This window comes from Flavipsychrobacter stenotrophus, from assembly GCF_002954265.1.
Classification (GTDB): Bacteria; Bacteroidota; Bacteroidia; order Chitinophagales; family Chitinophagaceae; genus Flavipsychrobacter; species Flavipsychrobacter stenotrophus.
The window spans coordinates 15,183-29,962 of record NZ_PPSL01000004.1; the positions used below are offsets into that span (position 1 = coordinate 15,183).

The 14,780-nt window shown below is 44.6% G+C and carries 3 protein-coding genes; 2 read left to right on the top strand and 1 reads right to left on the bottom strand.

Annotated features, from left to right (window positions below; genetic code table 11):
* Positions 1–48 precede the first annotated feature (48 nt).
* Both CJD36_RS14555 and miaB read left to right on the top strand, forming a co-directional pair.
* The gene (locus tag CJD36_RS14555; RefSeq protein WP_133162656.1) at positions 49–10,155 is read left to right on the top strand and encodes an Ig-like domain-containing protein; all 10,107 of its coding nucleotides are present in this window, start codon (positions 49–51) and stop codon (positions 10,153–10,155) included.
* Positions 10,156–10,303: 148 nt separating this feature from the next.
* Positions 10,304–11,716, top strand: coding sequence for a tRNA (N6-isopentenyl adenosine(37)-C2)-methylthiotransferase MiaB (gene miaB / locus CJD36_RS14560; RefSeq protein WP_105039932.1), 1,413 nt, complete (start codon positions 10,304–10,306; stop codon positions 11,714–11,716).
* A gap of 87 nt (positions 11,717–11,803) precedes the next feature.
* Here miaB and CJD36_RS14565 read toward each other — a convergent pair whose 3' ends face one another.
* Complete coding sequence (locus CJD36_RS14565) at positions 11,804–14,710, bottom strand: T9SS type A sorting domain-containing protein (RefSeq protein ID WP_105039933.1); 2,907 nt, start codon at positions 14,708–14,710, stop codon at positions 11,804–11,806.
* Positions 14,711–14,780 lie beyond the last annotated feature (70 nt).

Sequence of the window (14,780 nt, forward strand, 5' to 3'; positions counted from 1 at the left end):
TATATGGAAGTAAAGATAAAAATGTGTTTGACCGAAAAAAAAACGTTTATGAAAAGAATACTACTCACTATCCTTGTTGCAATTATTGGATTAAACGCTAGTGCCCAATTATCGGGTACGAAAAACGTACCGGGGGATTATGCCACACTTGGTGCTGCTATAGCGGCCCTGAACACAAATGGGGTAGCCCCGGGTGGGGTAACTATTAATGTTGTAGCCGGAAATGCACAAACGGCGCCGCTGGTAGGGGGGGCTGGGTCTGTAGCCGGATCTATAGGTGCCGGATATGTAATTAATATTACCGGTACATATGCGCCATCGGCTGCAAACCCGGTGGTAATACAAGGTAATGGTAATACGGTTACGTCGTCATCGTTGGGTGCAGCAGCAACTAATTACAATGATGCCATATTTACTATTGCTGGTACCAGTTACGTAACCATTAAGAACTTCAGAATGCGGGAAAATGCTGCTAATACAACTATTACAGCATCTAATAACTGTACAGAGTTTGGTGTGGCCATTGTCGGAGCAACCATATCCGGCACTCATGTTGGGTCTCAAAACTGTTTTGTTCAGGGATGTAATATTTTATTAAGTACAACCTACACCTGCAATATTGGTATATACTCCAATTCCAGCAATGTATTTACCACTGCGTATTCCACTGCCAACAATCCTACAACTACTGGTGGTGCAAATAGTTACAATACTTATTATCTTGATACTGTACAAAGCACTACATCTGGCATTGTGCTATTAGGTAACGCATCATTTAATGACCTGAATACTGTGGTAGGTGCGTTAAACAATGGCGATACCATTGTGCTTGGTGCGAGAACGGCGAACATGGTGATGGCTACAGCCTATGTAAATTATGGTAAGACGCAACAGGACGGTATTTATGCAATTAATAATTTCAACATAAATGTCAATTATGATCAGGTGACATTGAGTGTCGGCTCTACAACCAACTCAGAGCAGGGTATATACATAAACACATGTGCCACAGGAAGTACATTTACAACCCAAATTACCCGCAACCATATTACATTTAGGACGGCATATGCACCTGCAGCGGTAACAGCAGCTGGAGCTATTCGAAATGGTACAGGTAGTGCTACTAATGCCACCCTAAAAATAAATAATAACTGGATTACTATGAATGTGGCCAGTACCGGCTTTGATTTTTATGGTATATACAATTCAGGAGCCGCACTTGTTGCTAATATAAATAACAATACAGTAAACGATACCACTACAGGTGCTGAAATATTCGCAATCTATAATACCGGTGCAATTGGAACACTGACAATAAATAGTAATTCAAGTTTAAATTATGTAACTGCCACTGATGGCGATATTTATTCGATTTATAATACAGGTGTTTGCACGACAGGTAACATCGACAATAATACTTTGGGCGTCAGGATGACTGCAGCAAGTGCTTATTCCCAAGTGGGTATCATCACATCAGGCGCAATAAGCAATGCCAGTTTCAGTAATAACAATATCAATATTAATGCCCCGTCGGTTACCGCAAATTGCTTTGGTATCAACAATTCGGGCGCGCTGGCTACTTCTGGAACATTTAGTTCAGACACTATTACTATCAGCGCTGTAGGCCAGGCCCTTATAAATACAGGGGCCATTGGCACTGCAACATTCAATTATAATATTATTTCTCTTTCACCCGTAGGTACTAATGCTATTTACGGTATTTATCATAGTACAGGAGCGATCACATCGGGAGATTTCAGTTATAATCGAATATCATCACCAGGTACTATTGCCGGGCAATTTGCCGGTGTATATCTTTTATCCGGAACAATAACTACCGCCACTGTTACCAATAATATAATTAACACGACAAACAGTGGTATTTCTTACGGTGTATACCGCGGAGCAAGTCCCGGTACAACCTATACTGTGAGCAACAACTCAATAACTTTAAAACAAACGGCGACTGGCGTTAACACTTTTGGATCATATTGTTCACCTACTACCGCTATTCCCAACGCTTTTTTTAACAACAACACTCTTGATCTCTCCAACACGGCAGCGGCAACCGCCAGTACTTATTTTTTATATACCGCCGGTGCTGCAAATGCAAGTGGGGTTAAAAGCACGTTCCTGAATAACACATTCAAGTCTACCTTTGGGTTGGCCACAACATCAGGTAATATTTTATTATTGTATTGTGCCAATGAAAATCCTATTGATAGTATTTGTGGCAACAGAACATCCGGTACTATATCAAAGACCGGAAGCGGTGGACTCTTTTACGGGATATATAATGCCGGCGCAGGCAGTACATTTAACGCCACTACTATTTATGGCAACAATATGAGCAATATTTCTGTAGCAGGAACAACTCAGGTCTATGCAATCTATTCTGCTACTTATGCCGGCCAGGCCAGACTGATTGCTTATGATACAATGAGTAATATTACGGCATCTACCGGGATACTCAGTGGGATAATAGCCGATTACTGCGCATCTACAACTGTTTCAACTAATTGTTACCTCAGTAGTTTATCTGGAGCAGGCAATGTTTATGGTATCAGTTATGCTACCAATACAGCTCCAGGAACAGCATCTGTCAATGCTATTGGCGGAATCATTAATGACAATGTCGTCACAGGGCTTTCGAGCAGCAACGCGTCAGCTACTGTAATGGGTATTAATCTTAATGGTACTACTACGTCTGTTTTCTCTGCTTATAATAATAATCTGGGAAACTTTTCATCCTCGGGTAATACTGCTCCGCTTTTATACGGGATATATTTGCCGTTTGGTGTAACACCGAATCTTTATAACAACGTGATCCATGATTTCACAACTACAGCCGGTGGTGCAGCCAACGCTAAAATATATGGTATACATCTTGCAACAGGAGTGGCCACTACGGCATCAATTTATAAAAACACTCTTTATAATCTTAGCGCGGGTAATTCTGGTGGTGCTACCACTCAGGTAAACGGTATCTACCTGCCGGGTAATACAGCCAGTCTTATTCACAATGTATACAATAATAACTTGTCAGCCTTTTCAGCGGCTTCAGCTACAAACCCCGATGCGGTGGTTGGTATTAATATGGCCGCCACAAATCCAACATGGAATCTATACTACAATACGCTTAATTTGCAATCTCTTGGTGGTGGGGTGAATTTCGGTGCCGCGGGTATACTCTTCCCAACTGGAACTACATTGCTCACGTTGAAGAATAATATCATCAACATGACTTCATCCGGCACGATTGCTGCTAACGGTATATTGGCTTGCGTGAGAAGGAATGTTTCAGGGACGGGAGGTACAGCGCCAGCTACGTCCAATTACGACGGCAACTATAATATATATTCAGTAAACTCCGGAGCCCGTAATTATTTTTACGCTGAGCAAACAGCGGGCGGTGCTCTTACAAATGGTTACAACCTTACAACCGATGCCAACTTTAATTCTTGTAATGCGTTGTATAAGGCATACATGGCAAGCGGCAGGGAAAGTCAGAGTTACTATGAGAATAATCTGTCTTCTTTATCAACAGGCGTTTTTGCACCTACATCATCTTCATACGCCTACCAGGCTGGTTTGCAGATTACTTCTCCGGCTATTACAGATGACTACGCGGGTGTCACTCGCAATAATCCTCCGTGTATAGGTTCCCTTGAATTTGCAGGTTCTTATCCGGCAAGTGGTGCACCGGTAATTACTTACTCTGCGCTCAATCCCGTAAGCTATTGCATTGCTGCGCCTCCAACGCTGAGTGCAGTTATTACGTCGGGAGCCGGCGTAAATACTACAAACGGAACGAAGCCAAGATTGTATTATAAAGGTAGTACTGACGCAAACGCATATAATGGCAATACGAACGCAGTAGATGGTTGGAAGTGGGTAGAAGCAAGCAATTCATCTTCACCTTTCATCTTTACGCCGGATTATTCACTTATACTTACGGCACATGCTCCGGCTGCAGGGACTGCCATGTCCTATTTTGTGGTTGCGCAGGACAATAATGTGGTTCCTTTGGTAGCGTCCAAAACAGTGGGGTATGCTGCAGGCTATTGCCCTACCAGCGTAGCGCTTACTAGTGGCGCGTTTCCTACAGTAGCTGCACCAACTATCAATTCTTATGTGATCACTGCCATCCCTTCATTCACTTCTGCCAGTGCTCCGATTAATTTTTGCGGAACTACAAATCCTGCAACACTTTCATTGTCTCCAAATGCAGCAGACCTGTTGGTGCAGTGGCAGAACGATTATGGATCAGGATACACAAACATTTCCGGTGGTACTAGCAGCACGTATCTGGCTACTCCGCCAACAGTAGGTGGAACATCTGCAACAGTTAATTACAGGGCTAATCTTACTTGTAATGCTTCTGTTGTAGCTACATCAAGTGCCACTGCTACCTCGCTATATAATCCAACTGTTACAACGAGTACTCCTGCAGATCGTTGTGGTACTGGTACAGTAACATTAGCGGCTACAGGTCCGGTAGGTACTGTACTGGAGTGGTTTGCAGCTTCTACGGGTGGTGCGCCATTGGGTACCGGTACCACCTTTACCACGCCGTCTATCTCAACAAATACAATCTATTATGTTGCCGATTCATTTGGATATTATGGCAACCCACAAACGGTTGGCCCAATTACTACCGCAATAGGTTCTACACTCACCGGCAGATTTTTTGGATTATACAACAATGCTGGTTTGAACTTTACAGTTAATACGCCACTTAATCTGCAATCAGTAGATATTTTTCCCAATGCATCAGGTCAGTCCTTTTCTATAGTGATATATAATTCAAGCGGTACCATAATAAATACAATAGCGGGCACGACAACAGTTTCAAGCGGGGCTCAAACAGTAACGCTGAACGTGTATCTTGTACCGGGTACCTACCAGATGGCCTTCGGAACTTTAGGGGCGAGTCTAAGTCCATATTTTAATACTTCAGGATATAGCTTCCCTTACAATGCAAACTTCAATACTTTGTCAATTACTTCCTGTCCTATTGCAGGGTACTACTTCTATTTTTATAATTGGAAGGTGAGGGCCGGATGTACTTCGCCGCGAACGGCAGTAACAGCTACTATCAACCCACTTCCTACAGCAGGCACTATTTCCGCTACGCCTAACCCGGTATGTGCGGGAAGTACACTTACTTTGTCTGAAACCGGTACACCTGTTGGCAGTGGCTCTATGGCATCTTACAATTGGAGTGGTCCTAATAGTTATGCCAGCTCCGGCACGGGTACAGTGGCCAATGCATCGTTTGCACCTGCATCTACACTGGCAAGTGGTATATACAGCCTAACAGTTACCTACCCGGGTACAGGGTGCACCAGTTTGCCGGCTTCTTCATCATATGTAACCGTCAATGCATCTACAACTCCTGTTATAGGTGGTACGTTGAATGCATGTGTGGGTGCTACAAGTAACCTTACTACGTCAGTGCCTTCAGGTACGTGGCTGAGTACCAATACCGGAGTTGCAACTATTAATGCATCACTTGGAATAGTTACAGCTGTATCTGCCGGCACAACTACTATCAGCTATACATCTCCGTGTGGCGTTGTTGCTACGGCTACATTCACTACCAACTCTACTCCTACCGCAATTACGGGTGTTACCGATCTGTGTGTCAGTTCAGTTACTACTATGTCTAACGGTACCGGAGGTGGTACATGGAGCAGTACAAATACATTTGCAGCCAGTATAAACTCATCTACAGGTGTTGTAACAAGCGGAGCAAGCTCGGGAACAACAACTATCTCTTATGTGATAGGGTCTTGCGGTGTAGCATCCGCGCTGAATATCAGCAATAACACTCCCGGATCTATTACCGGTACCACAACGCTTTGTGTTGGGGGCAATACTACCTTAGCCTGTTCTCCTTTAGGCGGTACATGGTCTTCCAGCAATACGGCGCTGGCCACCATCAACAGTTCGGGAGTTGTGACCGGTGTATCTACAGGAACGCCAAATATTACCTATTCCACTGGTTGTGGCACACCGTCGGTACAGGCTGTAACAGTAAGCGGATCATCCATTACCTTGTCTACAAATGGTCCATTATGTTCGGGTACTACAGCCAGTCTTTCGGCTGCGTTGGGTGGATCTGGTACTTACTCATGGACCGGCCCCAACAGCTTTAGTTCGGCATTACAGAATCCAACCATTGCCAACGTAACTACTGCAGCTTCTGGTACTTATAGTTTTACAGCAACGGTAAGCGGATGTTCTAATTCTTCTACTGTTTTCCTTGCCGTAGATGCTTCTCCTTCAGTTACAGTTTCTGCATCTCCTTCTGCAATATGTCTCGGTGGTGTAACCAGTTTGACAGACGTAGTTTCGGCGCCGCTTTCATTTATGATCAACGCGATTCCGTATTCTCTTGCCACTTTAACATCGCCGACAACACTTACTAGTGGATCGAGCTGGACTGGTGGTAATGACGACGGTTATATCAATGTGCCGCTTAACTTCACGTTCAATATGTTTGGCACAAACTACACGACCGTGAATATTTCTGCAAACGGATATGTGAATTTTGGTACGTTAAGCGCCAGCTTTGCATCATCACCGGTAACACTGCCTTCAACAGGTAGCTCGGTTCCGAAGAATATGATCTCTTTGTTCTGGCATGATATGGTGGTAAATAGCGGTAGTATAACCTACGGCGTTATGGGTACAGCGCCTAACAGAACCTTTATCATTAATTATAACGCTATCCCAGATGCCTCAGGCTTAAATACAAACAGTGGGCAGGTAGTACTGCATGAAACTACCAATAATATTGAAGTGATGGTGTCGAGTACAGCCAGCTCTGCAAAGACTTGTGGTATCCAAAACCTTGCCGGTACTTCAGCGTTAACCGCGGTCGGCGAAAATAATGCAACGTATGCTATTACTCCTGCGGCTCCGCAGGGCTGGAGATTCAGTACGCCTAGCTATAATTATGCATGGACACCAGCTACGGCATTAAGTAGTACAACTATCTATAATCCGGTTGTTACAGGACTTAGTGCATCTCAAGTGTATAGTGTAACTACCGCAGATATATATAGCAGCTGTAGTGGATTGTTATCTAGCGTTGGGGTAACAGTTAATCCTGTGCCTACGGTTGCAAGCGTTACACCGTCTGCATCAAACTTGTGCACCGGTGGTTCTATAACGCTTACTGCCGGATCTGTTTCAGGTGGTGTCGGCTCATTCGTTTCTTATGTATGGTCTGGCCCCGGAGGGTATTCTAATACTGTTACTTCTGTTAGTACGGTTACAGTATCGGCTACGCCAGGTGCTACTGGTGCGTATAGCGTGGTTGCTAATTACAGCGGCAGTGGCTGCGCAGGCACAACACCAGCGGTTTCTTCTGTTGTGACGGTTACTCCACAGCCTGCTATTACTTCTGTCACTCCATCATTTACAAGCGCCTGTGCAGGATCTTCGCTAACAATAACAAGTACTGCAACAGGTGGTGTTGGAACGAGTAAATATACCTGGAGTGGTGCGTCGATCGCCACTACTACAACTAGTACAGGTACATCTCCTGTATTCTCGCCAACTTTGGCAGGCACAAACACCTATTCAGTAGTGCTGCACTACGATGGGGTAGGATGTATCGATAATGGCTCAACAACGTCTGTAACTACTAATCCTAACCCATCAGCATCTGTAAGTGCTGCAATGCCAAACATTTGCCAACCAACTACTGCGGCCTCTGTTGGTTTATGCAGCATTTTGGGTGCTCCAACTACCTATAGCGTTGTATGGAATGCAACAGCTATCAGTGATGGTGGTTTTAGTAATATCTCAGCAGCAACTTTATCAGGTTCTTCCGTTACATTGATATACAATCCTTCCGGTGGCGCAGGTTCGTTTGATGGTACATTGACTTTGTCAAACGGTTCTTGTACAAGTGCACCATATCCTGTGCATACCATCGTTCATGCCGAGCCGCACGTTGCTGTTGCTGCAATTAACACACCATGTGTTGGTTATGCGGGTAGCATAGTGTTTACTGGTACTGATAGTGCCAGCGTAGCATATAAAATTGATGGTGGTTCTACTGTTAATTTCTTATTTGCGGGTACTACACATACACTTTCCACGGGTGCTATCACATCTGCACACAACTATCTGATAGTTGACGTTCACAATGCTGTTTGTACTACAACAACTGATCCGGTAATAGGCACAACGATTACCATTACCCCTACTCCTATGGCATGGGTAGGTGGTACCGGTGGTGCAGGGCATGAGTCTGAGTGGAATAGAATAACCAACTGGAGCTGTGGTTTCGTGCCAACAGTGGCGGATGATGTACAAATATCCGCTGCGGCATTTAATCCGGTAGTACCTAGCTCGTTTACTGCAACTACAAGAAATCTTACAGTTAGCAGTGGCGGTGTGCTGGTGATTGATGGTAGTAGCGAAGTCGATGTAAAGGGCTCTTATAACAACAGCGCACAGGTACTCGGCGCCGGTAAGGTTGTCTTGAATGGCGGCTCGGCCCAGGCTATTACGGGTATTGGTACAACTAATAATCTTGTGTTAGATAATAGCTCAGGGGCGACCATTAATACGGGCTCTCGACTTATTATTGGTAATACCATTACGATCACTTCGGGTACGTTGACAACTAATGATAGTCTGGAGTTGGCATCAACAGATACGAATGCCACTGCCCGTATTGCTCAGATACCATCATCCGGGGCAGCCATAACTGGTCAGGTGAAAGTAGACCAATATGTTATGGGTGGCTATCGCAGGTTCCGTTTCTTCAGTCATCCATTCAGCGATACTATGTCACTTAGCCAGTTGCAACCGTACATAGACATTACCGGTCCCGGTGGTACTGCCAATGGATTCAGGTATACAGCTTCTAATTCCCCTTCTGCATTCAGGTTAGACCCTTATACCGAGAATTCGAGTATGGGTTATGACCCGGGTTGGAAGCCATTTACAAGGATCAATGCAGGTGCCGCTGATTCCAATAAGGTGCATCCTGGCCAAGGTATCCGATTCTTGATTAGAGGCGCAAAGGGTGAAGGGCTAGGATATCTGGGTTACATAGGTGGATATACCGTATCACCAACTACCTTCAAGATGATGGGTAATGTTAATCAGGGAGATATATCTGTAAATCTGGCACAAGGCGCAACACCAACACTGCAGAGCTACAATATGGTGGGTAACCCTTATGCATCACCTGTAGATATGGGTACCGTTATCTGGAATGCGAGGGCCGCCGGCCAGGTTATGGGTGGTGCGTTTTTCGTCTTTGATCCTTCTCTGGGTGCCGGTGGACAGTTTGTTCCTGTTAACTTGAGTGGATCACCTATTCCTTATTACGTACAGGCCAACACTTGTATACAAGTACAGGCCGATCATGATGGTGCGCACATCGACTTTACTGAAGCGGATAAGTCGGCAACAACTTCTAATTACTTGTACAAAACGCCCGTACAATACACTAAGCTGAATGTATACGATGAAAATTATCACACGTGGGATATGTTGCAATTTGACTTCAACGATAAGGCAACTGATGAAAACGATAGAATGTTAGACGCGGTTAAGCCAATGGGTATTTCAGACTTCAATTTTTATAGTCAGGCAGCAGACAACAGCAAGCTGGCTGTAGATAGTCGTCCGTTTGTGGCCGAAAAGGTAATACCATTGGGTATAACCAGCGGTTACCAGCAGCAATTCATCATCCGTGCAGACAACGTAGTTGTGCCTGCCGGTGGTCAGTTGGTGCTTCATGATAAGTTGCTCGGAAAATATGTTGACCTGAACCAGGGTACAGAATATGCCTTTACAATTGGTAAAGACAAAGCTTCACAGGGCGACCGCTTCGAACTTGGCTTGAAATCAACTGTCCCACTTCCGGTTAAGCCTTTTGCCGTGAGCATGACACCAAATCCTACTACTGATGATGTGAAGATCAGCTTTACCTCAGGTAAGAAAGACAAGGTAACAGTTCGCGTTATGGACATTAGTGGTGTAAGTATCTACAGCAAGGATCTTGGCGAACAGCAAGACGGTACTATAAGTGTTCCGTTGAGCAGTTTTGCAGCAGGCTTCTATATGGTAGAACTGACACAGGGCGATCAAAAAACAACACAGAGATTGGTGAAGGAATAATTTCACTTTTGATGACAAAAAGCAGGCCACCTCCCAATTGGGAGGTGGCCTGTTTCATTGGGCAGTGCATGTGCTTTTTATAATATTTACATGTATTGTTTTCTCTCTTTATAACTTAACTTTGCCCCATAAATTACAAAAATAATCAATGACTGAAGTGCTGCATAAAGTTGTGGATGAAACGAGGCAGGGTGAGGCGTATGCTCCATTTGTGAATGACCCGAACCTGTTCAGTAAAAAATTTTACATAGAGAGTTATGGCTGTGCTATGAACTTTAGTGATAGTGAGGTAATTGCTTCTATCTTAAATGATGAAGGATACGGATCGACTCGTGACTATGAGGTTGCCGATCTGGTATTGATAAATACATGCTCTATAAGGGAAAAGGCAGAACAAACTATCCGTACACGTTTACAGGCTTTTAAGAAGGTAAAGGAGAAGAACCCTGGTATGCTTATCGCCGTAATGGGTTGTATGGCCGAACGCCTGAAAGCAAAATTACTGGAAGAAGAAAGGCTGGTAGATATAGTGGTTGGTCCTGATGCCTATCGAAGTTTACCGGGGCTGATTGAAGAAACTACAGGGGGGCAGAAGAGTGTAAATGTATTATTGAGTAGAGAAGAAACTTATGCAGACATCGCGCCAATTCGCCTGGATAGTAATGGTGTAACTTCTTTCGTCAGCATTATGCGTGGTTGCAACAACATGTGCACATTTTGTGTTGTGCCTTTTACCCGTGGCCGTGAGCGCAGCCGAGATGCCGTGAGTATTCTGAACGAGTGTCGTGTACTGTTCGATCAGGGTTACAGAGAGATAACTTTGCTGGGACAGAATGTAGATAGCTATTATTATACCGGTGCAGATGGCATTGATGTAACCTTTGCCGCCTTACTGGAAAGTGTGGCTCAGATTGATCCGTTACTACGTGTAAGGTTCAGTACTTCTCATCCTAAAGATATTACCGACGACGTATTGCATACTATGGCCAAATACCATAACATCTGTAAGTATATACACTTGCCGGTGCAGAGTGGCAATACGCGGATATTGCAGCAGATGAACCGCACTTATACCCGTGAATGGTATTTGCATAAAGTAGCCAGGATAAGAACTATAATGCCCGATTGCGGTATCAGTACAGATGTAATATCAGGTTTTTGCACTGAGACTGAAGAAGAGCATCAGGATACATTGTCTTTGATGCAGGTATGCGATTTTGATATGGCCTATATGTACTCTTACAGCGAACGCCCCGGCACACTTGCCGCGCGTAGGTTTACTGACGATGTGCCTGAAGCGGTAAAGAGCAGAAGGCTGGCAGAGATCATCAAGGTGCAGAAAGATAACCAGGCAATAAGTTATAGAGCCGATATAGGTAAGACCTTTGAAGTACTCATAGAAGGCAACAGTAAGAAGAGCGAGAACGACTGGAGTGGTCGCACAACCCAGAATAAGGTTGTAGTATTTCCTAAGGGAGATGCGGGTCTTAACAAAGCGGATTATTGCCACGTAAAGATCATACATGCTACTTCAGCTACATTGATAGGGGAGTTGGTATAGCCTAAAGCTATTTTGATAAAAGTCTTTACGAGAGAAGCCTTCCACAATAATTGCGGAAGGCTTCTCTCGTAAAGTGATTACAGGCTATTAATGGGCAATAACCACCTTCTTACATTCGATCATTTTACCGGTTTGTATCACCAGACTATATACACCTGGGGTAATAGTGCCTGTATTAATGCTGAAATTGGACTTGCCTGGTTCAATTGATAAATTGTATATCTCCTTACCTGAGAGGTCATAAAGCTCAATATATCCTTTGTTGTCATTTCCTTCGAGTACAATATCGAGGCGATCGTTAGCGGGGTTAGGGTGAACATTGGCCTTTATTAGTTCTACATTAGTAACGCTTGTGTTGTCTCCCTTGTCCATTATATAAAAATCATCAACACCACCTACTGTAGTGCTCTGGCCATTGTCATCCCAGTTAGACAGAATGGAATCTGATGCTACAAACCTTACCTGGATGTGTGAAGCACCGGTTACAAATGCATTTACCGGGAATATTCTGTGCCGCCATTGTACATCGGGCTGGTAGGTACGCTCTACTGTTTGCCATGTGCCACCGGCAGTATTCCTTATCTGCACTATCCAGGGGTCGTTCTTGAAATTGTTGCCCTGCTCATTTGAATACCAACGGTAATATTCCACCACAGGTGAGGTGAAGCTACTTATGTCGAACGATGGACTCAACGCGGTAGTGGCACCGCCTGCTACCGGTGTACCCCAACTGCTACCTGCACCGGTTCCACTAACAAGGCATTTACCGGCTCCTGTTGTATGATCACTTATAGGAAAGGCGGTAAAAAATATATTAGACACAGGGAAGCCCCATTGCCATAGTCCTGATGTTGCATCATCGCCCGGGTTGCCACCTATGCCCCAGCCAGTGGTGTTAGATTCAAAATCATTACTGATCTTCCTTACCACCCCTACACCAAACTGATAGGGGATGGTAGTTTGTTCCGCAGGTATATTGGGGTTACAGGTGAGTGGAAAATAGCCATTAGCAATACCCAAGGAATCGTGCATAGTAAAGTAATACTCTACTGTTGTGCCTTGTGGTTGCGAAGGTATGGCTGCAGAATAACCTCCTGTAATGGGTGCCATAATAAGCGATGTCCATGTACCGGTGCTATTGGTTCTGTAATTAAGGGAAAGGTCATGCAGGTAGGCTCCCCCCGTCATAGAGAGTGATACATAGACAGGAATGGTTACGCCGGGTGTTCTGTTGATGATTTCATTGTGGAACAGCGTGGCATCACCCTCAAGATATATACCATGCCTTGCGAAGGCTGCTACAATCTGGCTATAGTGAGGTGTACCGTTGCTGAGGTTAGCGTCATTGTCGTCGGCCATCAGGGCATCTATCAAAATTTCCTGGTAAACGACACCTTCAGTTCCGTTGGGGCCATCGGGTACATCATAATAAACATCAGTAAAGAGCTGAGTCATGGTAGGTACACTACCTATGTTCACACCAAGGTCCCACCAGCATCCGGCTATGATCTGGCCTGCAGCATGTGGTTCGGGTACCATATCTAAAGGATACACCTGCGGTGTCATATCATACCTGCGGATAAATCCGCCGAAGCCAACAAACGGATTGTAGCCCAGTACTGCATCATGGGTGATGCTCATGCCCCAGACATCGGCATATGCTTCATTGAGCGCATCATTCATCATAGACCCTACGGTATGAGTGGAATAGAAGTGGTCGTTGATAGCATGTCCATATTCGTGGTAAACAATATCGCCTATTTCTGCAAAAGAAGTACACTGTGCGTCGGCCGCAAAAAAGTTAACAGAAACGCCATCATAATATGCGTTGCAGGTGCCGCTGGTCAGGTCCACATTTGTTGGCATAGGATAATCAAGGTCGGTAAACGAGGGGAAGTAACCCTTCATGAAGTTATGGACCCTGTTCACATGGTAGTACGCATTTACATGCCTGTCGCTGGCTGGTGCTGCAGTGGGGTAGGTGTAGGTAGTGCCCGGCAGCAGCACTGTGTCGCTGAATTCCGGGGTCAATCCGGTTGCATTATCAACAACAATTGCCCATTTACCCGATAGTCGCACGCCTGCGGTAACAGGAAGTATCCAAAGGGGTGTGTTGAGCACACCGGTGCTATTAGTATTTAATGTGGTAAGGCCATCAGTCACATCAAGATCCGTTAGCGCCTCCAGCGTAGCAGGATTGTTAGTGCCATTTTTATAGACCATTCCCTTAATAGTAACATCAAAATCAGTTTCTTTTACTTCATTCATTCTGTACAGCACCTCCCCTGTCAGTCCGTCCACATATCCTGTGAGAATAAGCGGTACACTGCCTTTTATATTGCCCTTAATTTTAAAATGCCACGCGGGGTGCAGGGTATAGCCATCTGCCTGTGGAATGGGAAACCACGCCCATTCCGCGTCTACAATGGCACTCGATACAGTAATGCCCTCTATGTCTTTTATAACATTATTCTTTGCATCTTCGGTTGTAATTGATAGAAGTATATTTTTTGGGGTGCCGTAATTTTTCATCTGTATCCTTGTCAACGCTCCCGTCTTTGAAAACCGGAATTTAAGTGCGGAGAATACAACTGGATGACCATTGACTATTTGGTGGTAATTAATATAATCAGCATTTGGCGCGGCATACTCATTTGCCAGCTGCCAATCGCTCTGTTTAACCCCCGCACCCTCTAGTTTCCGGTTGATGATCGATGTGGCTTTTTCCTGTAGCGTATTGCCATCAATAGCTAAGGGTCTACCGTAAACATTGGTGAATGTCCCATTCAGTTTGTCTGTCGTGGCCATCCAGCCTGGAAAGTATGTTTTTAAAAGATTTCTTGTTTTTTCTCCCGCTTCAGTATTAGCAGGCAAAGATTGGTATTTGCTGAAAACGGATATTGTATAGGTCTTTTTTTCTTTTGCCCATGTGCCTAAAGGCAATGTGAGCATTAAGGCGAGTGCTGTTCCGGTGATGAGTTTAAGTTGCAACATAGAGAAGATTATTGAGTATGAATAATGAAATTATGCTTTTTGTGAATATTACCCGCATATATAGACGTTT